22 protein-coding genes and 1 pseudogene are annotated in these 22,907 nt (G+C 62.8%); 12 read left to right on the top strand and 11 right to left on the bottom strand.

The window, feature by feature from the left end:
• Positions 1-7: 7 nt before the first annotated feature.
• Complete coding sequence (gene radA, locus LVS58_RS22800) at positions 8-1,378, bottom strand: DNA repair protein RadA (RefSeq protein ID WP_003251626.1); 1,371 nt, start codon at positions 1,376-1,378, stop codon at positions 8-10.
• Between the two features lie 175 nt (positions 1,379-1,553).
• Here radA and mscL point away from each other — a divergent pair, with 175 nt between their 5' ends.
• Entirely contained in the window at positions 1,554-1,973 is a 420-nt protein-coding gene (mscL, locus tag LVS58_RS22795; protein ID WP_003251622.1) for a large-conductance mechanosensitive channel protein MscL, read from the top strand.
• Between the two features lie 243 nt (positions 1,974-2,216).
• Here mscL and LVS58_RS22790 read toward each other — a convergent pair whose 3' ends face one another.
• Complete coding sequence (locus tag LVS58_RS22790) at positions 2,217-2,993, bottom strand: ferredoxin--NADP reductase (protein WP_003251619.1); 777 nt, start codon at positions 2,991-2,993, stop codon at positions 2,217-2,219.
• Positions 2,994-3,208: 215 nt separating this feature from the next.
• Here LVS58_RS22790 and LVS58_RS22785 point away from each other — a divergent pair, with 215 nt between their 5' ends.
• Together LVS58_RS22785 and LVS58_RS22780 are read left to right on the top strand one after the other, a co-directional pair.
• Positions 3,209-3,916 (top strand): autoinducer binding domain-containing protein, encoded by a 708-nt coding sequence (locus tag LVS58_RS22785; RefSeq protein ID WP_233692927.1) that lies wholly within the window; start codon positions 3,209-3,211, stop codon positions 3,914-3,916.
• 96 nt (positions 3,917-4,012) lie between these two features.
• A complete protein-coding gene (locus LVS58_RS22780; RefSeq protein WP_233692926.1) occupies positions 4,013-5,137 on the top strand; it encodes a methyltransferase in 1,125 nt (374 codons plus the stop codon).
• Positions 5,138-5,242: 105 nt separating this feature from the next.
• Here the strand turns inward: LVS58_RS22780 and LVS58_RS22775 are convergent, their stop codons facing one another.
• From LVS58_RS22775 to LVS58_RS22765, 3 genes are read right to left on the bottom strand one after another with little or no spacing between them, the layout of a single operon-like run.
• Positions 5,243-5,398, bottom strand: a complete 156-nt coding sequence (locus LVS58_RS22775; protein WP_186685460.1) for a DUF2474 domain-containing protein — start codon at positions 5,396-5,398, stop codon at positions 5,243-5,245.
• 9 nt (positions 5,399-5,407) lie between these two features.
• On the bottom strand, positions 5,408-6,415 hold the full coding sequence (gene cydB / locus LVS58_RS22770) for a cytochrome d ubiquinol oxidase subunit II (RefSeq protein ID WP_233692925.1): 1,008 nt from the start codon (positions 6,413-6,415) through the stop codon (positions 5,408-5,410).
• Between the two features lie 3 nt (positions 6,416-6,418).
• On the bottom strand, positions 6,419-7,855 hold the full coding sequence (locus LVS58_RS22765) for a cytochrome ubiquinol oxidase subunit I (RefSeq protein ID WP_233692924.1): 1,437 nt from the start codon (positions 7,853-7,855) through the stop codon (positions 6,419-6,421).
• Between the two features lie 343 nt (positions 7,856-8,198).
• Between LVS58_RS22765 and LVS58_RS22760 the strand changes: the two genes are divergently transcribed.
• The 3 genes from LVS58_RS22760 to trmA all read left to right on the top strand — a co-directional run bounded on the left by LVS58_RS22760 (position 8,199) and on the right by trmA (position 12,026).
• Positions 8,199-9,419 (top strand): MFS transporter, encoded by a 1,221-nt coding sequence (locus LVS58_RS22760; protein ID WP_233692923.1) that lies wholly within the window; start codon positions 8,199-8,201, stop codon positions 9,417-9,419.
• A gap of 229 nt (positions 9,420-9,648) precedes the next feature.
• Positions 9,649-10,944: an NCS2 family permease gene (locus tag LVS58_RS22755; RefSeq protein WP_233692922.1), complete on the top strand. Its 1,296-nt coding sequence runs from the start codon at positions 9,649-9,651 to the stop codon at positions 10,942-10,944.
• Positions 10,941-12,026, top strand: coding sequence for a tRNA (uridine(54)-C5)-methyltransferase TrmA (gene trmA, locus LVS58_RS22750; protein ID WP_233692921.1), 1,086 nt, complete (start codon positions 10,941-10,943; stop codon positions 12,024-12,026). Before LVS58_RS22755 ends, trmA begins: the two co-directional genes overlap by 4 nt.
• A gap of 43 nt (positions 12,027-12,069) precedes the next feature.
• Here trmA and pcaG read toward each other — a convergent pair whose 3' ends face one another.
• Together pcaG and pcaH are read right to left on the bottom strand one after the other, a co-directional pair.
• Complete coding sequence (pcaG, locus tag LVS58_RS22745; protein ID WP_233692920.1) at positions 12,070-12,675, bottom strand: protocatechuate 3,4-dioxygenase subunit alpha; 606 nt, start codon at positions 12,673-12,675, stop codon at positions 12,070-12,072.
• Between the two features lie 10 nt (positions 12,676-12,685).
• Positions 12,686-13,405 (bottom strand): protocatechuate 3,4-dioxygenase subunit beta, encoded by a 720-nt coding sequence (gene pcaH, locus LVS58_RS22740; RefSeq protein ID WP_003251597.1) that lies wholly within the window; start codon positions 13,403-13,405, stop codon positions 12,686-12,688.
• A gap of 199 nt (positions 13,406-13,604) precedes the next feature.
• Between pcaH and ypfJ the strand changes: the two genes are divergently transcribed.
• From ypfJ to LVS58_RS25390, 3 genes and pseudogenes are all read left to right on the top strand, one after another.
• Positions 13,605-14,495: a KPN_02809 family neutral zinc metallopeptidase gene (ypfJ, locus tag LVS58_RS22735; protein WP_003251596.1), complete on the top strand. Its 891-nt coding sequence runs from the start codon at positions 13,605-13,607 to the stop codon at positions 14,493-14,495.
• A 171-nt stretch (positions 14,496-14,666) separates the two neighbouring features.
• Positions 14,667-15,731, top strand: a pseudogene (locus LVS58_RS25395) (methyl-accepting chemotaxis protein); the annotation flags it as partial.
• Positions 15,723-16,586, top strand: a complete 864-nt coding sequence (locus LVS58_RS25390) for a methyl-accepting chemotaxis protein (protein WP_442796508.1) — start codon at positions 15,723-15,725, stop codon at positions 16,584-16,586. The pseudogene LVS58_RS25395 and the gene LVS58_RS25390, both read left to right, overlap by 9 nt.
• A 121-nt stretch (positions 16,587-16,707) precedes the next feature.
• Here the strand turns inward: LVS58_RS25390 and ggt are convergent, their stop codons facing one another.
• The 3 genes from ggt to LVS58_RS22715 all read right to left on the bottom strand — a co-directional run bounded on the left by ggt (position 16,708) and on the right by LVS58_RS22715 (position 20,010).
• A complete protein-coding gene (ggt, locus tag LVS58_RS22725; RefSeq protein ID WP_233692918.1) occupies positions 16,708-18,375 on the bottom strand; it encodes a gamma-glutamyltransferase in 1,668 nt (555 codons plus the stop codon).
• 117 nt (positions 18,376-18,492) lie between these two features.
• A complete protein-coding gene (locus LVS58_RS22720; protein WP_233692917.1) occupies positions 18,493-19,389 on the bottom strand; it encodes a LysR family transcriptional regulator in 897 nt (298 codons plus the stop codon).
• Between the two features lie 30 nt (positions 19,390-19,419).
• Complete coding sequence (locus tag LVS58_RS22715) at positions 19,420-20,010, bottom strand: NAD(P)H-dependent oxidoreductase (RefSeq protein WP_233692916.1); 591 nt, start codon at positions 20,008-20,010, stop codon at positions 19,420-19,422.
• Between the two features lie 163 nt (positions 20,011-20,173).
• Here LVS58_RS22715 and LVS58_RS22710 point away from each other — a divergent pair, with 163 nt between their 5' ends.
• On the top strand, positions 20,174-20,488 hold the full coding sequence (locus LVS58_RS22710) for a putative quinol monooxygenase (RefSeq protein WP_233692915.1): 315 nt from the start codon (positions 20,174-20,176) through the stop codon (positions 20,486-20,488).
• Here the strand turns inward: LVS58_RS22710 and LVS58_RS22705 are convergent.
• Positions 20,478-21,242, bottom strand: coding sequence for a sulfite exporter TauE/SafE family protein (locus LVS58_RS22705; protein WP_233692914.1), 765 nt, complete (start codon positions 21,240-21,242; stop codon positions 20,478-20,480). The genes LVS58_RS22710 and LVS58_RS22705 overlap by 11 nt on opposite strands.
• 77 nt (positions 21,243-21,319) lie before the next feature.
• Between LVS58_RS22705 and LVS58_RS22700 the strand changes: the two genes are divergently transcribed.
• Positions 21,320-22,201, top strand: coding sequence for a LysR substrate-binding domain-containing protein (locus LVS58_RS22700; protein WP_233692913.1), 882 nt, complete (start codon positions 21,320-21,322; stop codon positions 22,199-22,201).
• An 84-nt stretch (positions 22,202-22,285) separates the two neighbouring features.
• Positions 22,286-22,891, top strand: coding sequence for a CDP-alcohol phosphatidyltransferase family protein (locus LVS58_RS22695; protein WP_233692912.1), 606 nt, complete (start codon positions 22,286-22,288; stop codon positions 22,889-22,891).
• Positions 22,892-22,907 lie beyond the last annotated feature (16 nt).

The following is a 22,907-nucleotide window of genomic DNA, read 5'->3' as shown; positions in this document are numbered from 1 at the left end:
CTGCACACTATTCGAACAATGCATCCAGCGCCTGTTCCAGGCGGGTAACGGCAATCACCTGTAACCCCGCAGGCGCTTCTTTCGGCGCATTGCCCTTGGGTACGATGGCACGCTTGAAGCCGTGCTTGGCCGCTTCCTTCAAACGCTCCTGGCCACTGGGCACCGGCCGTACCTCGCCCGACAGGCCGATCTCGCCAAACACCAGCAAACCATGGGCCAGTGGCCGGTTACGCAAGCTGGACATCACCGCCGCCAGCAGCGCCAGGTCCGACGCCGTTTCCAGCACCTTCACCCCGCCGACCACGTTGAGAAACACATCCTGGTCATGGGTCGGGATACCGCCATGGCGGTGGAGTACCGCCAACAACATGGCCAGACGGTTCTGGTCCAGGCCCAAGGTCACCCGCCGCGGGTTGGCCAGATGGCTGTCGTCGACCAGCGCCTGCACCTCGACCAGCATTGGCCGGGTACCCTCCCAGGTTGCCATCACCACGCTACCCGGCACCTCTTCCTGGGTGCGGTTGAGGAAGATCGCCGACGGGTTGGATACCTCCTTGAGGCCACGATCGGTCATGCCGAACACGCCCAGCTCGTTGACCGCGCCAAAGCGGTTCTTGACCGCCCGCAGCAAGCGCAGGCGGCCATCGGACTCACCTTCGAAATACAGCACAGTGTCAACCATGTGCTCCAGCACCCTAGGGCCAGCCAGCGAGCCTTCCTTGGTCACGTGGCCGACCAGGAAGATTGCCGTACCGCTTTGCTTGGCGTAGCGCACCAGCAACGCTGTGCTTTCGCGCACCTGGGCCACGCCGCCGGGGGCCGATTGCAACTGCTCGGTGAAAATGGTCTGGATCGAGTCGATCACCATTACCCGCGGCTTCTCGACCCGCGCCGTGGCAATGATCGTCTCGATGCAGGTTTCGGTCATCACCTTGAGCTGGTCCTGGGGTAGGCCCAGCCGCCGCGAGCGCATGGCCACCTGCTGCTGCGACTCCTCCCCCGTGACATACAGTGCCGGCATGCCCACGGCGATGTTGCACAAGGTCTGTAGCAAAATGGTCGATTTGCCGATACCGGGGTCACCGCCGATCAGCACCACCGAGCCATCCACCAGGCCGCCACCCAGCACGCGGTCCAGTTCGGTGCTGCTGGTCGTAAAACGCGGAATTTCCTCGACACTGACTTCAGCCAGGGTCTTGATCTGCGCCTGTTGCCCCGTCCAGCCAGCGCGGCCGCTACTGGGGGCCGCAGCGCCGCCGCTTTCGATCATGGTTTCGACCAGGGTGTTCCAGGCCCCGCATTCGCCGCACTGGCCGGCCCATTTGGGGAAGGTCGCGCCGCATTCGGTGCAGCCATACAAGCGCTTGGCCTTGGCCATGGGTGGGTTCTCCTGGAAAATTCGCCATGATAACCGAGCAGGACGTGTCTCGAACGCCTCGAGATGCGACAAAACTATTCGTTCTAACTGCAGTCAGTAGCCCTGAACACAACGCATGAAGCGTTTTAGTGGCTTACACTGCGTTAACCTCACCTTTTGTTACAAGGAACCAAACATGGGCGTGCTCAACGAGTTCAAGGCTTTCGCAGTCAAAGGCAATGTCGTCGACATGGCGGTCGGTATCATTATTGGCGCGGCCTTCGGCAAGATCGTCTCGTCCTTCGTCGGCGACGTGATCATGCCGCCACTGGGCCTGCTGATCGGTGGCGTGGACTTCAGCGACCTGGCCATTACCCTGAAGGCTGCCGAAGGTGACGTGCCAGCGGTGGTGCTGGCGTATGGCAAGTTCATCCAGACCGTGATCGACTTCGTGATCGTGGCCTTTGCCATCTTCATGGGCGTGAAGGCGATCAACAAGCTCAAACGTGAAGAAGCCGTGGCGCCGACTACCCCGCCTGTGCCTTCGGCCGAAGAGACGCTGCTGACCGAAATCCGCGATTTGCTCAAGACGCAGAACCAGAACCGCTTGCCTTGAAATTGCTGGGGGGGGCGCTGTGGGGGATGGCACCGGCTCTGCCGGTGTTCGCGGGTGAACCCGCTCCTACACGGCGGCCTGTGTCCAACCTCTGATGCGTGTCCACCACCGATCTGCGTAGGCGCGGGTTTACCCGCGAATACGGTGGTGGCGACGGTGAACGGCGGGTGGGGATTGGCCAGCAGGGCCGGCCCTTTCGCGGGTGAACCCGCTCCTACGGGTCCCACGACGGCCGCAGTGGCCTTACCAGTAGTTCTCGACTGCCACCTGCCCCGGCCGCTTGCTCAGGCTCAATTGCAGGTCGCGCGCCTTGAGGACCTTGCGGGTTTCGTCGATCATTTCCGGGTTGCCGCACAGCATCACGCGGGAATGCTCCGGCGACAGCTCAAGCCCTGCCGCCCTCTCCAGCTCGCCATTCTCGATCAACGTCGTAATCCGCTGATTCAACGCCCCTGGGTGTTGTTCACGGGTCACCACCGGAATGAACTGCAACTTGCCCGCGTACTCGGCCAGGTAATCGCGCTGTTCCAGACCGGCAATTTCATCCACATAGGCCAGCTCCTTCGCTTCGCGCACTGAATACACCAGCTTGATGCTGTCGAAGCGCTCCCAGGCCTCGAAGTCCTGCAGGATCGACATAAATGGCGCAATGCCGGTACCGGTAGCCAGCAGCCACAGGTCACGACCACCGACGAAGCGGTCAAGGGTGAGAAAACCAAACGCCTGGCGGTCAATCAGCAAGGTATCGCCTGCACCCAAACGGCTCAGCTCACTGGTGAACTCGCCACCCGGCACCACGATGGAAAAGAAATCCAGGTGCTCGTCATGGGGGGCGCTGACCATGGAATACGCCCGCCACACCACACTCCCATCGGCCTTGGTCACACCTAGCCGGGCGAATTGGCCGGAACGGAAGCGGAACCCCGCATCGCGCGTAACCCGCAGGCTGAAGAGGTTCGGCGTCAGTGGCTGAACATCGAGCAGTGTCTGGCGAGTGAACTTTTCGGCGCTAGCGGTCATATCGGGCTCCAAGGTTGGCGTGTGCACAGTGTCGCCTAAAGTGGCCGGGATAAAAACCACCGCTTTGTAGGGCCTCATCAAGGTTGATCGCGCCGAAGTCGCAGAAAGTCGTGTTCGCTATAACAAAAAAATCCCAACAGGATGGTAGGTCTTTTCCTACAATCATCCGGGTACTCAAACGGATTGGATCCTGTGCGCCCGAAGGAGTGTTTCAAATGCTTCACTGGAAACCCGAGTATCTTCATGCGTTCGTCAGCGAACGCAGCCCGCAGAAGCTATTCGACATTGCAGTCCATCTGGCTCAGGACCTGGACATGGATTACCTTGGGCTGAACATCCGCATTCAGATCGCGACGCAAACGCCAAGGCTGTACCTCTACAGCAACTACCCAAGTGAGTGGATCGAGTGCTACCAGCGCGACGACTTCTACAAGCAGGACCCGGCGGCGAACCTGAGCCACAGCTCGACGATGCCGGTGCTGTGGACCGATGATCTGTACAAGGAAGCCCCGCAATTTCGCGAAATGGCCTGCCTGCATGGCTTGCGCCACGGCTGGACGCAATCGCTTCACGATCAGCAGCACAACGAGAGCCAGATCAGTGTCGCTCGGCCAAACGGCCCCATCGATGTAGTCGAACTGTACGACAAAGCCGGTAGTGTGCAGTGGCTGTGCCACACCCTGCACGCCGTACTGGGCGAGCACCATCTGAACGCACTGTGCCCTTCCCAGCCGAAAATGAGCGAGCGTGAACTGGAAGTGCTGAAATGGTCTGCCGCCGGCAAGACGGCTGCCGATGTTGCCTCCATCCTTTCGCTGTCGCAAAGCACGGTCAACTTCCATATCCGCAGCGTAATCACCAAGACCAACGCCGCCAACAAGGCCGGCGCCATTGCCATTGCTGCCTTGCGTGGCTGGATCTGACCTTCGAACCTGCGACCTTGGGCAAAGCCCTGTAGAATCGCCCGGCAAAGCCCGGAGCGAACCGCAACGGGCAGTTTCGTACCCGAGCCAGACGCCATGCCCCTGTTGACCACCCCCTACGCCGAACTCGACCTGATCCGCCAGCCGGAGCAGGCCAACGACCCGTTGCAGGCCTTCGATGCCGCCGACGAGTACCTGCTTGCGCAGCTACACGACCAGGCACCCGACGCCAATTGCCGGGTACTGGTGCTCAATGACAGCTTCGGTGCCCTGGCCGCAAGCCTTGCGGGCCAGCTGCAGGTGGTCAGCAGCGGTGACTCGCACCTGGGGCACCTGGCCCTGGAAAAGAACCTGGCGCGCAATGGCCTGCCGTTCGACAGTGTGCCGTTCGTACCGGCCAGCGAACACTGGCAAGGCCCGTTCGACCGGGTGCTGGTGCGTGTACCCAAGACCTTGGCCCTGCTCGAAGAACAACTGATCCGCCTGCAAGGCCAGTTGGCACCCGGTGCGCAGGTGATTGCAGGGGCGATGATCAAGCACCTGCCACGGGCGGCCGGCGACCTGTTGGAGAAGTACATCGGCCCCGTACAGGCTTCGCTGGCCCTGAAAAAGGCCCGTTTGCTGACAGCAACGGTTGCCGAGCGGCCGCTCGCCAAGTCCCCTTACCCCAGTTGCTACCGGCTCGACGCGCCAGCACTTGACTTGGTCAACCATGCCAACGTGTTCTGCCGTGAAGGCCTGGATATCGGGACACGGGCGTTTCTCCCGCATCTGCCACGCGACCTCGGCCGTGCGCGGGTCGCAGACCTGGGCTGCGGCAACGGCGTACTCGCGATCGCCAGCGCCCTGGCCAACCCGGAGGCGGAGTACACCCTGGTCGACGAGTCGTACATGGCCGTGCAATCGGCGCAGGAGAACTGGCTGGCAGCGTTGGGCGAGCGCCCGGCGACCTTCTTCGCGGCCGATGGCCTCGCCGGGGTGGAGAAGCAGTCACTGGACGTGGTGCTGTGCAACCCGCCGTTCCACCAACAGCAGGTAGTCGGCGATTTCCTTGCCTGGCGCATGTTCCAGCAGGCGCGTGAAGCGCTGGTGGTAGGTGGGGCGCTGTATATCGTGGGTAACCGGCACCTGGGTTATCACAGCAAGCTGGCGCGGTTGTTCCGCGGCGTTGAGCAGGTGGCGGCTACGCCCAAGTTCGTCATCCTGAAAGCCCGCAAGTAGAAGCACGGCCGCCCCCATAGGAGCGGACTTGCCCGCGAACACCGGCAACGCCGGTGCCATCTAGCGCGTTGCCTGCTTCGCAGGCACGACCGCTCCCGCTTTTTATCAATGTGTGGTCAGGCCCGCCGCCCCCATGAACAGCCGCATCACCCAGGCCGCCACACCCAGCGCTGCGACGCTCATCGCCCAGATCAGCAACAGCCAACCCAGTCGCTGCCACAGCGGTTTCTTTTCTTCCAAACCATGCTTGCCAGCCATCATGCGGCCCTCCTAGTGGTAGCCGTCTTCGTGGGTCACCTTGCCGCGGAACACGTAGTAGCTCCAGAAGGTATACACGAGGATAAACGGCAGGATGAACAGGGTACCCACCAGCATGAAGCCCTGGCTTTGCGGTGGCGCTGCGGCATCCCAGATCGAAATCGACGGCGGGATGATGTTAGGCCACAGGCTGATTCCCAAGCCGCTGTAGCCAAGGAAGATCAGTACCAGCGTAAGCAGGAACGGCGTGTAGTGTGCGTTGCGTGCCACCGCTTTGAGCAAGCCGTAGAAGGTCAACAGCACCAGCAGCGGTACCGGCATGAACCAGATCAGGTTGGGCATGCTGAACCAGCGGTCGGCAATCTGCGGGTAGGCGATTGGCGTCCACAGGCTGATGATACCGATCACCACCAGCAGCACCAGCGCCAGCGGCCGGGCAATATCGTGCATCTTCTGCTGCAGCGGCCCTTCGGTCTTCATTATCAGCCAGGTGCATCCCAGCAGGGTGTACGCCACGATCAACCCCAACCCGCAGAACAGGCTGAACGGGGTCAGCCAGTCCAGGGTGCCACCGGCAAAATGCCGGTCTACCACCTTGAACCCCTCCAGGAACGCGCCCAGCGCCACGCCCTGGAAGAAGGTGGCGATCAGCGAACCCCAGATGAACGCCTTGTCCCAGATGTGCCGCTTGTCGGCCTTGGCCTTGAAGCGAAACTCGAAGGCCACGCCTCGGAAAATCAGGCCGATCAGCATCAGGATCAGGGGCAGGTACAGGGCCTCGAGGACCACGGCATACGCCATCGGGAAGGCACCGAACAGTCCGGCACCGCCCAGGACCAACCAGGTTTCGTTGCCGTCCCATACCGGCGCGACAGTGTTCATCATTACATCACGGTCCTGCTCGCCCTTGACGAAGGGGAAGAGCATGCCGATCCCCAGGTCGAATCCGTCCATCACCACGTACATCATGACGCCGAAGATGATGATCACGGCCCAGATCAGTGGAAGGTCGATACCCATGGTTCAGTTCCCCTTGTTCAGGCTGGCAGAGGTGGCCTCGCGGCCATCATCGGCAGCGGACAAAGGCCGTGCCGGCGTGCGTTTCTGGCCTGGGCCTCCCGGTGTGTGCTCGTCACCCTCGCCGGTCTGCGGCCCTTTGCGTACCAGGCGCATCATGTAGCCAAGGCCGGTGCCAAACAGGGCGAAGTACACCACCACGAACGCCACAAGAGTGAAGCCGAGCTGGGCGTAGCTGTGGTTGGAAACGCCGTCCGCCGTGCGCATCAGGCCGTACACCACCCAGGGCTGGCGGCCAATTTCGGTGGTGAACCAGCCGGCCAGCAGCGCGACCAGCCCGGATGGGCCCATCCACAGGGCCACATGCAGGAACGGGCGCGAACTGTACAGCGTGCCGCGTTTGCGCAACCACAGGCTCCACAGGCCCACGAAGATCATCAGGAAACCCAGCCCGACCATGATCCGGAACGACCAGAACACAATGGTCGAATTAGGCCGGTCCTCGCGCGGGAACTCCTTCATCGCCGGCACCTGCTCGTCCAGGCTATGCGTCAGGATCAGGCTGCCGAGCGCCGGGATCTCGATCTTGAACCGGGTAGTCTCGGCCTCCATGTCGGGAATGCCGAACAGGATCAGCGGCGTCGGCTCACCGGGCACGTTCTCCCAGTGGCCTTCGATCGCGGCAATTTTCACCGGCTGGTGCTTGAGGGTATTGAGGCCGTGGAAATCGCCGATCACTGCCTGAATCGGGGCGACGATCAATGCCATCCACATGGCCATCGACAGCATCTTGCGCACAGCCGGGTTGTCACGCCCGCGCAGCAGGTGCCAGGCCGCCGAGGCGCCGACGAAGAACGCGGTAGAAACGAACGCCGCCGTGGCCATGTGCATCAGGCGGTAGGGGAAGGAGGGGTTGAACACCACCGCGAACCAGTCCACCGGCACCACCCGACCATCGATGATCTCGTGGCCTTGCGGGGTTTGCATCCAGCTGTTCGAGGCGAGAATCCAGAAAGTCGAGACCAGCGTACCAAGCGCTACCATCACCGTGGAGAAGAAGTGCAGACCACGGCCGACGCGGTTCCAGCCAAATAGCATGACGCCCAGGAAACCGGCCTCGAGGAAGAACGCAGTCAGTACTTCGTAGGTGAGCAGCGGGCCGGTGACGGCGCCGGCAAAGTCGGAGAAGCGGCTCCAGTTGGTGCCGAACTGGTAGGCCATGACCAGGCCGGAGACGACGCCCATGCCGAAGTTGACGGCGAAGATCTTCGACCAGAAGTGATAGAGGTCACGGTAGACCTGGTTGTGGGTCCGCAGCCAGAGGCCTTCAAGGACTGCCAGGTAGCTGGCCAGGCCAATGGTGATGGCCGGGAACAGGATGTGGAACGACACGGTAAAGGCAAACTGCATTCGGGCGAGCTCTAAGGCCTCTATTCCGAACATGGTGCTTCCTCTTCAGATAATCCGGCGTCCGGGCTTGTGGCCCCAGTCGCCCACTGCCCCCACTGGGTCGAGTACGGCGTGTTGGAATTGTTCTGTTCGATCGCAGGGATTCCGGCCAGACGGCCCATTCTTTGATCTGGAACGATTGACCCAGATCAATGAATGCTAGGAAGCATAGTCCCGAATGGCCCGCTAGACCGTGTGGTGGATTGCCGCGTGACCTGTTGCCTCACCCTCTTTGATTAACCGCGGAAAAGTGCCGACCTGAGCAAACAGTAACGGTTTGTTACAAACAGGTGGTACGCTGCGCCCCCCTCTACTGCGCCGAGGCCCCTGGTTTCCGATGTCCGATTCCGCACCGCAGTTGTTGCGTCACCATCGTCCTTTTCTGGCCTTCTGGCTGGCCCGCGTGTTCACCGCCAGCGGCTTCCAGATGCTCACCGTGGCGATCGGCTGGCACCTCTACCAATTGACCGGCAACGTACTGGACCTGGGCCTGGTCGGCCTGGTCGAATTCGCCCCACGGGTGCTGTTCATGCTGCACACCGGACATGTCGCCGACCGCTATGACCGGCGCAAGGTCGCCGCCCTGTGCCAAAGCCTTCAGGGGCTGATTGCCCTGGCGTTGGCGGTGGGCAGTGCCACCGACAGTGTCACCCGCGAACTGATTTTTGCCCTGGCCTTCCTGCTCGGCGCCACCCGCTCATTCGAAATGCCGGCAACCCAGGCGCTGCTGCCCAATGTGGTGCCGGCCGGGCTGTTCCCGCGGGCAGTGGCGGCGTCGGCGTCGGCCACCCAGTCGGCGACCATCGTGGCGCCGGCGGTGGGCGGTTTTCTGTATGCCTTTGGCAGCATGTGGGTGTATGGCCCGACGGTGGCCTTGTACGCCATTGCCTGCGTGCTGACCCTGAGCCTGCAGGCGCACGGCCAGGTCGCCCAGCGCGGGCGCGCCAGCATCGAATCGCTGCTGGCTGGCATCCGTTTCATTCGCAGCCGGCCCGACATCCTCGGCGCCATCTCGCTGGACCTGTTCGCCGTATTGTTGGGCGGGGCCACCGCGTTGCTGCCGGTATTTGCCAAGGACATCCTGCTGACCGGTCCGATGGGGCTTGGCCTGTTGCGCTCGGCGCCAGCGGTGGGGGCGTTGCTGATGTCGCTCTGGCTGGCGCGCTTCCCGTTCCAGCGCAATGTCGGGCGGACGATGTTCACTGCGGTCGGCGTGTTCGGCGTGGCGACCATCGCCTTCGGCCTGTCGACCTCGTTCTGGTTCTCGCTGGCGGTACTGGTGGTACTGGGTGCGGCCGACATGATCAGCATGGTCATTCGCAGTTCGTTCGTGCAGCTGGAGACACCGGATGAAATGCGGGGGCGGGTGAGCGCAGTGAACGGCTTGTTCATCGGTGCCTCGAACCAGCTCGGTGAGTTCGAATCGGGGGTGACCGCGCACTGGTTTGGTACAGTGCCGGCGGTAGTGCTGGGTGGAGTGGGCACTTTGGTGGTGACCGGGGTGTGGATAAAACTGTTCCCTACCCTGGCCAAGCGGGATCGGTTGCATAACGGATGATGGGCCAGCCGTGCCAGCCCGTTCGCGGGCAAGCCCGCGTCTACAGCGGACCTTGCCCGCGAAGGGCCAGAAAAACCCATTCCCCAACGGCCATAGGCCCCCGCCATGCATGCTGGTATCATGCGCGGCTTTTTTCCTCCCCACACAAAACCACGGCATCCGGTACGGTCTGTGCTTTGCTGATGGGGTCGATACATTCATGGCGCCGGGGGCGCCTTGGGGAGCGGGCATGCTGGAAAGGCTGTTTCAACTAAGAGCACACAACACCAACGTGCGCACCGAGATTCTGGCGGGCGTAACCACCTTCCTGGCCATGGCCTACATCCTGTTCGTCAACCCGAGCATCCTCGGTGAGACCGGCATGGACAAGGGCGCGATCTTCGTCGCCACCTGCCTGGCAGCGGCCATCGGCTCCGCCACCATGGGCCTGATTGCCAACTACCCGATCGCCCTGGCACCGGGCATGGGCCTGAACGCGTTCTTCACCTACACCGTGGTGCTGCACATGGGCCACACCTGGCAGGTGGCACTGGGTGCCGTGTTCCTGTCGGCGGTGATGTTCTTCCTGCTGTCGATCTTCCGCATCCGCGAGTGGATCGTGAACAGCATCCCGCTGCCGCTGCGTTCGGCGATTGCCGCGGGGATCGGCCTGTTCCTGGCATTGATCGCCCTGCATAACGCCGGCATCGTCGTCGATAACCCAGCCACTTTGGTGGGCATGGGCGACCTCAAGCAGCCGTCGGTCATTCTCGCCACGCTGGGCTTCTTCCTGATCGTTGGCCTTGAGTCGCTGAACGTGCGCGGCGCGGTGCTGATCGGCATCCTGGCCGTCACCGTCGCGTCGATCGCCATGGGCGTCACGCCGTTCGGCGGGATCGTGTCGATGCCACCTTCGCTGGCACCCACCTTCCTGCAGCTGGACATCGCCGGAGCCCTCGATGTGGGCCTGATCAGCGTGATCTTCGCGTTCCTGTTCGTCGACCTGTTCGACAACTCCGGCACCCTGATCGCCGTGGCCAAGCGCGCCGGCCTGATGGGCAAGGACGGCCACATGCCGAAGATGGGCCGCGCCCTGATCGCCGACAGCACCGCCGCCATGGCCGGCTCCCTGCTGGGCACCTCGACCACCACCAGCTATATCGAGTCCGCTGCGGGCGTGAGCGCCGGTGGCCGCACCGGCCTGACGGCCATCGTGGTTGCCGTGCTGTTCCTGCTGGCGCTGTTCTTCGCCCCCCTGGCCGGTAGCGTGCCGGCGTTCGCCACCGCTCCGGCGCTGCTGTTCGTCGCAGTGCTGATGGCCTCGGGCCTGGCGGAAATAAACTGGGACGACGTCACCGAAGCCGCACCGGTTGTGGTGACTGCCTTGGCCATGCCGCTGACGTACTCGATCGCCAATGGCATCGCCTTCGGCTTCATCGCCTGGACCGCCGTCAAACTGATTTCCGGCCGCCATCGCGACCTGAACCCGGCCTTGGTGATCCTTTCCATCCTGTTCGTCATCAAGCTAGGCTGGTTCAACGCATGAGTGCTGCTTTCGCCCCCTCTTCCTACGTCACCCAACTGGACGCCAAGGTGGCCCGGCTGCGCGAGCTGCTGGCGCCATTCGGTGCGCCTGAGCCAGCTGTTTTCGACTCGCCGCGCGAGCATTACCGCCTGCGCGCCGAGTTCCGCCTGTGGCGCGAGGATGGCCAGCGCCACTACGCCATGTTCGCCCCGGGCGAGAAGCACAAGGCCATCCTGATCGACGATTTCCCGATTGCCAGCCAACGCATCAACGCATTGATGCCACGCCTGAAGGCGGCCTGGCAGGCCAGTGAAGCGCTGGGCAACCGCCTGTTCCAGGTGGAGTTCCTCACCACCCTGGCTGGCGATGCGATGATCACGATGTGCTATCACCGCCCGCTGGACGAGGCCTGGGAAGTGGAAGCGCGGCAACTGGCTGAAGCGCTGGGGGTGAGCGTCATCGGCCGTTCCAAGGGCAAGCGCCTGGTTATCGGCCGCGACTACGCGGTGGAAAAACTCGAAGTGGCTGGCCGCGTGTTCACTTACCGCCAGCCGGAGGGTGCGTTCACTCAGCCCAACGGCGCAGTGAACCAGAAGATGCTCAGCTGGGCCTTCGAAGCCATTGGCGAGCGTGAGGATGACTTGCTGGAGCTGTATTGCGGCAACGGCAACTTCACCCTGCCGCTGGCTACGCGTGTACGCCAGGTGCTGGCCACCGAAATCAGCAAGACATCGGTCAATGCCGCACTGAGCAACCTTGACGAAAACGCTGTGGATAACGTGCGGCTGGTACGTTTGTCGGCAGAGGAGCTGACCCAGGCGCTGAATGAGGTGCGGCCGTTCCGTCGCCTGGAAGGCATCGACCTGAAGCGGTATCAGTTCGGTACAGTGTTCGTCGACCCACCACGGGCAGGGATGGACCCGGATACCTGCGAGCTGACCCGGCGTTTCGAACGCATCCTGTACATCTCGTGCAACCCGGAAACACTGGCAGCGAACATTGCCCAGTTGCAGGACACCCACCGCATCGAGCGCTGTGCATTGTTTGACCAGTTCCCGTATACCCACCATATGGAGAGCGGGGTCCTGCTGGTTCGGCGCTGATCGGTGTATCGCCGGGGGCCGCAGAGCGGCCCCAAGCTTCACCTCAGAAGTCGAAGAAAACGGTCTCCCCTTCCCCCTGAATACGGATATCGAAGCGGTACGCCGTTTTCCCATCCACTTCGCAACGCTTGGCAATCAAGGTTTCACGCCGCTGCGGCTGCTCGATCAGGTTGAGCACCGGGCACTTGGCATTGGCCTGGGCCTCATCATCGAAATACAGCCGCGTGTGCAGGTGGATGTTGATGCCACGGGCAAACAGGCTGATGTTGATGTGCGGCGCCATCGGCACGCCAGCAGCGTTGTTCACCACACCCGGCTTGACCGTGTGCAGCGTCCACTCACCGGCATCGAAGGTAGTAGCCGTGCGGCCGAAGCTGTTGAAGGCGTTTTCCAGGTTGTAGGCATCCTGGTACTCACCGTTGGCGTCGGCCTGCCACACTTCCAGGAACGAGTCGCGCACCAGGTGGCCGTTACCGTCATACACCTGGCCGAGCAGCACAATGTGCTCGCCTGGCGCGTCTGGCTTGGCCAGGCGGTTCCAGATTTCCTGGTCGCGGGTCGGGTTGCCGGCCGCTTCCAGGGCCAGGCCGATGTGCACGTAGGGGCCGGCAGTCTGCGAAGGGGTTTCCGGCAGCAGTTCGATTGGCATGGCGGGGTCCTCAGCAGTTTTCGAAGTGGGTCTTGCGCTGGCCGCGCAGCACGATGTCGAAGCGGTAGGCCAGGCAGTCCATCGGGTTGGCGTTGCTCATGTCGAGCTTGGCGATCAACTGCTGCACGGCTTGCGGGTTGGCGATCGACTTGACGATCGGGCACATCGGGATCAGCGGGTCACCTTCGAAGTACAGCTGGGTGATCAGCTTGGTGGCGATCGACGGGCCGCTGATGGCGAAGTGGATATGCGCCGGGCGCCAGTCGTTCGGGCCGTTGCGCCATGGGTACGGGCCCGGTTTGATGGTGCGGAAGCTGTAATAGCCGTCGCGGTCGGTCAGGCACCGGCCAACACCTCCGAAGTTCGGGTCCAGCGGCGCCAGGTAGCGGTCGTTCTTGTGGCGATAGCGGCCGCCGGCGTTGGCTTGCCACATCTCCACCAAGGTGTTCGGCACAGGCTTGCCGTACTGGTCGACAACGCGGCCGGCGACGATGATGCGCTCGCCAATTGGCAGGCCACCGTTATTGAAGTTCAGCAGCAGGTCATGGTCGTGGGCGCCGAAGCCCAGGTGGGAAAAATCCGGACCAGTGGTTTCGCTGATCGACTGCGGAATGCTGACCAGTGCCTGGCGCGGCGAGCGGGCAATGGACGTCTTGTAGTCAGGCGTAAGGGCTTTGGGGTGCCAGTTGCGATCACGGATCACGAAGCGGCTGTTGTCCTGGGCGGGCATGCCGGTTTCCTCTCTTGGAATTATGAGAACGCCTGGGCGTGGCAGGCGGACTTACAGTTTCCGGCAGGTCGCGGGCGATGAATATTGAAATCGACCACCTCATCCATAACCAAATGGTTATGCATCAACAGCTCGGCCTGACAGGTTCCACCTTCGTGAACTAATCTTTGTCTTCTTGTTTCACGCTCGGAGAGCATTCATGGAATGGCGAAAAGGCCGACGCAGCGACAACGTGGTCGATGCCCGAGGCGAAGGTGGCGGCGGCGGCATGCGTTTCGGCGGCGGCAAGGGGCTGGGGCTTGGGGCGATCCTGCTGATCGTTGGCATCGGCTGGCTCACAGGGCAGGACCCGTTGCAGATTCTTGGCCAGCTTGCCGGCCAGATGGAGCAGCAGCAACAGCAGACGGCACCCAGTGGTGCGGGCGGCAAGGCGCCACCGGCCAACGACCAGCAAGCCGAGTTCGTCGCCTCGGTGCTGGGTGACACCGAAGACACGTGGAAAGCCCTGTTCGCCGAGGCCGGCAAACAATACCGTGACCCCAAACTGGTCCTGTTCAGCGGCCAGGTCAATTCGGCCTGTGGTTTTGCCTCGGCAGCCGTTGGGCCGTTCTATTGCCCGGCAGACCAGCGGGTGTACCTGGACATGTCGTTCTTCCGCGAAATGGAAACCCGCTTCGCTGCAGCTGGCGACTTCGCCCAGGCCTACGTGATCGCCCACGAAATCGGTCACCATGTGCAGACACTGCTGGGCGTTTCGGCCAAGGTCGATGCCGCACGACGCGCCGGCCAGCGCATGGAGGGCGACAACGGCCTGTTGGTGCGCCAGGAGTTGCAGGCCGACTGCCTGGCCGGGGTATGGGCCTACCAGGCGCAGAAACGGCTTAACTGGCTGGAGCCAGGCGATGTCGAGGAAGCGCTGAATGCGGCCAATGCCATTGGCGACGACCGCCTGCAGCAGCAAAGCCGCGGGCGCGTAGTGCCAGACTCGTTCACCCACGGTACCTCGGCGCAGCGGGTACGCTGGTTCAAGGCCGGGTTTGCCGAAGGTGAAGTGAACCGCTGCGACACCTTCAGTGCACGCACCCTCTGATACCCGGCCCAACAGGGCCGAGTGAGACCGCTAGCTGAGATTTTGCTGAAAAAGCGTTTCAGCTTCTTCAATAATGGCCGATAACCCCTGCACGAATCAGCGGGGCATCCAGAACAACAACGCCTGGCGATCGAAGATCAAGAGAGCGAAATCAACTTCTGGAGAGCGTGCATGAACAGCTGGTTCGCCAACATCAGCGTCAACCTTAAACTCGGCCTGGGCTTCGGCCTGGTGCTGGTCCTCACTGGCCTGCTAGCCCTCACCGGCTGGACCAGCCTGGGCAGCCTGATCGACCGTAGCAACTGGATGGGCGATATTGGCCAGTTGAACAAGGACCTCACCGATCTGCGCATTGCGCGCCTGCAGTACATGATCGCCAACGGCGACGATACCGCCGCCGCCAACACCCTGGCCAAGCTGGACGCATTCAGCAAGCAGCAGGCGTACCTGACCACCACCTTCAAAAGCCCGGAGAACGTCAAGCTGCTGGGTGAGCTTGGCGATACCATCAGTGCCTACAGGCTGTCGCTGAACAAGATGCGCCAGGGCTACGACGCCACCCGCGCAGCGCGCATTTCCATGGACAGCTCGGCCAACCTCGCCGACCAGGCCATGGATGCGCTCAGCCGGGAGGTGATGGCTCGCCCCCAGGCTGACAGCGTGCGCCTGGCCCAGTACCAGCTGATCAGCAAGGCCCGCCAGCAACTGCTGCAGGTACGCATCGATGTGCGTGGCTACATCGCTGACAACAACAGCGCCAACGAGCAGGCCGCCCTGCGCCAGCTGGATGCAGCGCTGGCCGATGCCGACAACCTCAAGCGCCAGCTGCCCAGCGAAGATGCGCGCCTGCAACAGTTCGAAAACGCGGTACTGGCCTATCGTGACGCCGTCCGCCAGTTCCGCGACGCGGTTGCCAACATCACCACCTCGCGCGCCGAAATGACCGTGCAGGGTGCCGACATCGTCAAGCGCAGCGACGCGTTGTACCAGATCCAGCTAGAGCGCCGTGACATCGAGAGTACCCAGGCCCGCAGCCTGCAGGCCATCGCCACACTGCTGGCGCTGCTGGTCGGCGTGCTGGCGGCGGTGCTGATCACCCGCCAGATCACGCGCCCCCTGCAAGACACCCTGCTGGCCGTTGAAAAAATCGCCAGCGGCGACCTTACCCAGCACATGCGCGTCACCCGCCGTGACGAACTGGGCGTGCTGCAGCAAGGCATCGCGCGCATGGGTACCACCCTGCGCGAGCTGATCAGTGGCATCCGCGATGGCGTCACCCAGATCGCCAGCGCCGCCGAAGAGCTGTCGGCAGTCACCGAACAGACCAGCGCGGGCGCCAACAGCCAAAAAGTCGAGACCGACCAGGTGGCCACCGCCATGCACGAAATGGCCGCTACCGTTCAGGAAGTGGCGCGCAATGCCGAGCAGGCCTCACATGCAGCCACAGGTGCCGATGACCAAGCCCGCGCCGGCGACCGCGTGGTGGGCGAAGCGATTGGCCAGATAGAACGCCTGGCCGAAGACATGCACCGTTCTACCGAGGCCATGAACCTGCTGCAGCAGGAAAGCCAGAAAATCGGCAGCGTGATGGACGTGATCAAGTCGGTGGCCGAACAGACCAACCTGCTGGCGCTCAACGCAGCGATCGAAGCGGCGCGTGCCGGCGAGGCAGGCCGTGGCTTTGCCGTGGTTGCCGACGAAGTGCGCGGCCTGGCCCAGCGCACGCAGAAGTCTACCGAAGAGATCGAAGAGCTGATTGCCAGCCTGCAGCACGGTACCCAGCAAGTGGCGAGTGCCATGCAGGGCAGCCGTACCCTGACCGACAGCAGCGTCGAACTGGCGCGAAAGGCCGGGTCATCGCTGGAGAGCATTACCAGAACGGTATCGAGCATCCAGTCGATGAACCAGCAGATTGCTGCGGCGGCAGAGCAGCAGAGTGCGGTGGCTGAAGAGATCAGCCGCAGCATCCTGAATGTGCGTGATGTGTCGGAGCAAACCGCGGCAGCCAGTGACGAGACGGCAGCGTCGAGTGTGGAGCTGGCGCGGCTGGGTGGGCAGTTGCAGACACTGGTCAGCCAGTTCCGCGTCTGACCTCAAGAACCTGGGGCCGCTTTGCGGCCCTATCGCGACACAAGCGACGCACGCAGGTCCTCGTGGGAGCGGCCTTGTGTCGCGATAGGAGGGCAAAGCCCTCCCGGCGTTCTGACAGGTATTACTTGACGATCATCCCCACCCCACGCCCACGCGGATCGGAGGCGGTCTCAAGCTTCGCCCCGTCCACCCGGATCGCCTGGATATCCCCCATCTCCCAGCCCTGATCCTCCAGTACATAACCCATCTTCTTCAACTTATCAGCCTCCGGCCCGGTCAACGGCGCATAGGCATCAAAGTAAATGGTGTCCTTGGGCAGCAACTGATGATGCACGCGCTGCGCCGCCACCGCCTTGTCCAGCGGCATGCCGTAGTCGTACAGGTTGTTCATCACCTGGAATATCGAGGTAAAGATCCGCGAACCACCCGGGGTACCGATAACCAGCTCGACCTTGCCATCGCGGGTCATCAGGCTGGGGCTCATCGACGACAGCATGCGCTTGCCCGGTTCGATCGCGTTGGCATCACCGCCGACCACGCCAAAGGCGTTCGCCGCCCCGGGTTTGGCGCTGAAATCATCCATCTCGTCGTTGAGCAGGAAACCGGCGCCCTTCACTACCACACCACTGCCGTAGTCGAGGTTGAGGGTGTAGGTATTGCTGACCGCGTTACCCTGCTTGTCAACGATCGAGAAATGCGTGGTCTGATGCGGTTCAAGGCCCGGCTTGACCTTGTCGGTGTCGGAGATGGCCTTCGGATTGACCTGGGCTGCGCGCTTGGCCAGGTAATCCTTGGCCACCAACTGGTCCACCGGCACCTTGGTGAAGGCCGGGTCGCCCAGGTAATCGGCGCGGTCGGCGAACACCCGCTTCTCGATCTCGGCCAACAGGTGGATGTACTGCGCCGAGTTATGCGCCACCCCTTTGAAGTCGGCCGCGCGGTCTTCCTTGATGCCCAGCAGCTGGGCCAGCGCCACACCGCCGGAGCTCGGCGGTGGCGCGGTGTACACCACATTGCCACGCCAGCTCACGGCCATCGGTTCACGCCAGATCGCCTTGTAATCCTTAAGGTCGTCTTTGGTGATCAGGCCTTTGTCAGCCTGCATCTGCGCCACCAGCAAATCGGCGGTCTTGCCTTGGTAGAACTCGCTCACGCCCTTGTCGGCAATACGCTCCAGGGTCTGGGCCATTTCCGGCTGCTTGAACAGCTCGCCGACCTTCATGTTGCCGAAGTAATCGTTGAAGTTGGTCGCCGTCTTGAACATGCCCTGGGCATCGTTGCGGTACTGGTACTGCTTTTCCGCCACCTTGAAGCCGTTTTTCGCATAGCCGATGGCCGGGGTCAGCAACTCGCTCCAGGGCAGTTTGCCGAACTTCTGGTGCGCCTCCCACAGGCCCATTACCGTACCGGGTACGCCTGCGGCGCGTGCCCCGACCAGGCTGAGGTTCTCGATGACCTCGCCCTTGTCGTCCAGGTACATGTTGCGCGTGGCGGCCTTGGGCGCGACTTCGCGGTAGTCGAGGAAGTAAGGCTTGCCATCGACGAACAGGGTCATAAAGCCGCCACCACCAATATTACCGGCCTCCGGGTAAGTCACCGCCAGGGTGAAGGCGGTCGCTACTGCTGCGTCCACCGCGTTGCCGCCCTTTTTCAGAATATCGGCGGCCACCTGTGCACCATATTGATCGGGGGCGGCCACCGCGCCGCCCTCCAGGGTGGCGGCGTAAACCGAGGAACAGCTCAGGATCGCGGCTGCGAGAGCCAGGTACTGGAAAGGGACAATACGCATGACACTTCCTTGGTGTTGTTTTTGTTGAGCAGTCAGTAAGGCCGAAGCGCTTCGACTGTGCAATCAACCGTCGGAAGTTTCGCCGCCTGTGGACAGGATCTGTCGCGATCAGGCAACTCAGCAGGCGTACATCGCCAGCTTGCGCTGGATGAAATCCAGGAAGCACTGGATGCGCAGTGCCAACTGGGTGTTGCGGTAATACACCGCGTGGATCGGCTGTCGGTAGCCATTGTTGGCCTCGCTCAGCAGCACCTGCAGGCGCCCTTTGCGGATATCTTCGTGGGTCATGAAGTGCGACAGGCTGACGATGCCCTCCCCGGCCAACGCCAGCTGGCGCAGGGTTTCGCCGCTGGAAGCGACCAGCGCCGGGCGGATGCTGAAGCGATCACCCTGAGCGTGGCGTAGCGGCCAATGATTGAGCGACTCAGGTTGGCTGAAGCCGAGCAGACAGTGGTTGGCCAGGTCCTCGACCTGCTGTGGTGTGCCGTGCTGCGCCAGGTAGGCCGGACTGGCCAGCACCTGCACCGGGCTACAACCCAGGCTGCGCGCGTGCAGGCTGGAGTCGGCCAGCTCTCCGATTCGGATCGCCACATCGGTGCTCTGCTCCAGCAGGTCGATGATCAGGTCGTCGGTGTTGAGCTCCAGGTCGATGCCCGGATACTGGCGGCGGAACTCGCCGATCCACGGCAGGATGGCATGCAGCATGAACGGCGCGGCGGCATTGATGCGCAATCGCCCAGTCGGGGTCTGGCGGTTCATCGACAGACGCTCTTCCATCTCGTCCATCTGCTGCAGGATCAGCCGTGAGCGCTCAAGAAAATAGCGCCCCTCTTCGGTAAGGTCCATGCGCCGGGTGGTGCGGTTGACCAGCGTTGTGCCCAGCTTGCCCTCCAGGCGCGACAAGGTGCGGCTGACGGCGGACGGGGTCTGGCCCATCTGCTCGGCGGCAGCGGAAATCGACCCGCAGTCGATGACGGCGACGAATACCTGGAGTTCTTCGGATCGGGTTTTCACATTCGCGCCTGTGATGGGTACCTGCCTGGATTAGATCGCCTTGCCGAACACCTTGTCCAGATGTGCCTCATAAGACGCCAATGCCGCCGGCACATCCGGGCGCTTCATCACATCCACCGCCAGGTAAGTCGGCAGGCCGGTCATACCCAGGAACTGGTTGGCCTTATGGAACGGGAAGTACACGGCATCCACACCCTTGCCCTCGAAGAAATCACTCGGGTCATCGAACGCCTGCTGCGGCGCGTTCCAGGTCAGCGACAGCATGTACTGCTTGCCGTGCAACAGGCCACCGCTGCCGTACTTCTGCGAATGGTCCGAACGGGTACGGCCGTCATTGGCATAAAGGCTGCCATGGCCAGCGGTAAAGACTTCGTCGATGTACTTTTTCACGGTCCAGGGTGCACCCATCCACCAGCCCGGCATCTGGTAGACGATCACATCGGCCCAGAGAAACTTCTCTACCTCGGCCTGCACGTCGTAGCCGCCGTCGATGAAGGTTTCCTGCACATCGAAGCCGGCGCGGTCCAGGTGAGCGATGGCGGCTTCGTGCAAGGTCGCGTTGAGGCGGCCGTCGGAGTGAGCGAACTGTTTACCACCGTTGAGCAGAAGGATCTTTTTCATGCTGGCCTCCCGGGCCGAGTCAAAATTGGATGCCGGCAGGTTAGAGGCTCGCGGAGGCGGGATACAGGGGCGACTGGGCAAAATACAATTGACCGGAAGTCACGAATGAGCGAAGTATTATTGCCGTAGAATCGACACACCACCCATCACCGAGTAGCGCCCCATGAGTGAGCAGTTCGCCTTTATCCTCAAAGCCAAGACCCGCCCGGAAATGGCTGATGCGTTCGAAAATCTGTTCCGTCCCTACGTCGAGCCAAGCCGCCAGGAACCGGGCTGCATCGAGTACCACATGCTGCGCGACCAGCAGGACCCGAGCCTGTTTGTGTTCTTTGAAGTGTGGGCCGACAAGGCCGCGCTGGACGTGCACTCGGCCCTCCCGCACATGACCGCGTTCTTCGAAAAGCGCATGGACTACCTGGAGCGCGATTTCGATATCCAGCGGGTCGACATGCTCAGCGCATCAAGCGCTAGCCGTTGATCAGCAAGTGGCCGCCCAGGGCGGCCAGGCCGATGAAGAAGCAACGCTTGAACAGCAGCGCGCTGATGCGCTGACGCAACCACTGCCCGGCCAGCATGCCGAGCAAGGCGGGCGCCAACATCAGCAGCGAAGCCCCCAACGCCTGGCCACCGAGGGCATCCTGCCCGGCCAGGCCAACGGCCAGCGCCAGGGTCGACACCGTGAACGACAGGCCCAGGGCCTGGATCATCTGTTCACGGCTCAGGCCCAGGCTTTGCAGGTAGGGCACAGCGGGTATCACGAAAACCCCGGTTGCCGCGGTGACCACCCCCGTCACCAGCCCGCAGACCGGCCCAAGCCAACGCTCGTGCGCCGGCGCCAGGTGCAAGCCCGGGCCGACCAGCCCGTACAACGCATACACCAGCAAAGCCGCACCCAGCGCGTGGATGGCCCATGGGCCACTGTTGATCCCCAGCCAGGCACTGCCCAGCAAGGTGCCAATGAAGATCAGCGCCAGCATCGGCCCCAACCGCACCAGTAACGCCCGCAGGTGCCCGCCGCTGGCCAGTTGCCAAAGGTTGGTGAGGGTCGACGGCACGATCAGCAGCGCAGCTGCCTGCGCCGGTGGCATAGCCAGGCCCAGAAGGCCCATGGCGATGGTCGGCAGGCCCAGGCCAATCACCCCTTTGACCGCGCCGGCCAGCAGGAAGGTGAGCACTACCAGCACCGAAAGGGCTGGGCCAATGTTCTGGTAGAAAGCAAGCAAAGTAGTCATGGGCAGATGATGGCGGTTTCCGGGCAGCGGGAAAATCTGCCATATACTCAGCCAGACGCTTGTAAAGACAGAGCCACATGCATTTCGACCTGATCGACCTCAAGCTGTTTCAGCACACCCTGGAGTGCGGCAACATCACTGCCGGCGCCAGCCGCAGCCACCTGTCGCTGCCGGCAGCCAGCGCACGCATCCGCGCCATGGAGGCATCGCTGGGTATCCCGTTGCTGCAGCGCAACCGCCGTGGCGTGCAGCCGACACCGGCGGGTCAGGCACTGCTGCAGCATGCACGCCTGATAGCGCAGCAGGTCGAGCGCCTGCAATTTGATCTGGGCCAGTACGCCCAAGGGAAGCAGGGCCAGGTACGCCTGCTGTGCAACACAGCAGCACTCACGGAGTACCTGCCAGAACTGCTGGCCAGCTACCTGGCTGCAAATCCCGGGGTCAGCGTAGATGTGCAGGAGCTGCCGAGCCTGCGCATCGTGCAGGCGATTACCCAGGGCATGGCGGACTTTGGCATCGTTTCCACCGCAGCGCCCAACGAGCACCTGCAAACCCGGCCATTTCGCGACGACCCGCTGGTACTGGTGACGCCCTTGGGCCACCCGCTGGCCAGTGCGGTCGCGCCCAGTTTCATCGACAGCCTGGTGCATGGCCATGTCGGGCTGGGTGCCACTAGCGCGTTGGCGTTGTACCTGGAAGAACAGGCCCTGCGTGAGGGGCGCCGTATGCACGTGCGGGTGCGGGCCGAGGGTTTCGATGGGGTGATCCGCATGGTTGCAGGCGGGGCCGGGGTCGGGGTGGTGCCGCTTGCCGCCGTGAAGCGCTGGCAAGGCGTGCTGCCGTTGCACTCGGTGGCGCTGGAGGAGGCGTGGGCCAACCGCAAGTTGCTGGTGTGCGCGCGGGATTTTGCGGCGTTGCCGGGCTATGCCGCAGCATTGGTGACCACCCTCACCCGTTGAAGCGTCAGTGCCTACACAGTAAGTGCATTTTTTCGGCCGGTCGCACACAATCCCCCCCATCGCACCACGAAAAAGGATTTTCCAGTGGCATCGATCTACCAGCTCAAACCGCGCTTCCAGGCACTGCTGCGCCCAGCAGTCCAGCGCCTTTACGACCGCAGTGTCACCGCCAACCAGGTTACCGTCGCCGCCGCCGTGGTGTCGGTCCTGCTGGGCCTGCTGCTGGCCGCCCTGCCCCACGTTACCTGGCTGTTCATCCTGATACCGGTGTGGATGCTGCTGCGCATGGCACTGAACGCCGTCGACGGCATGCTGGCCAGGGAGTTCGGCCAGCAATCTACCCTCGGCGCCTACCTCAACGAACTCTGCGACGTGATCGCCGACGCAGCCCTGTACCTGCCCTTCGCCCTGCTGGCCGGGGTTTCTCCGGTGCTGGTGGTGCTGGTGGTGCTGTGTGCCACCTTCAGCGAATACGCCGGCGTCATGGGCCCGCTGGCTGGCGCTTCGCGCCGTTACGACGGCCCCATGGGCAAAAGCGACCGGGCCTTTGCCTTCGGCGTGCTGGGCACCGGGGTCGCCTTTGGCCTGCTGAATGGCAGCTGGATCAATGGCCTGCTGCTGGTCATCCTCGCGCTCTCGCTCTATACCCTCTACAACCGGGTTCGCCAGGGGCTGGCCGAAACCCGCTGAGCCCAAAGCCGCCGCA

The sequence above is a fragment of the Pseudomonas sp. JR33AA genome (genome assembly GCF_021378985.1).
GTDB lineage: Bacteria > Pseudomonadota > Gammaproteobacteria > Pseudomonadales > Pseudomonadaceae > Aquipseudomonas > Aquipseudomonas alloputida.
The sequence above is the reverse complement of the archived record's forward strand: the minus strand, read 5'-3'. Positions and strand labels throughout refer to the sequence as shown.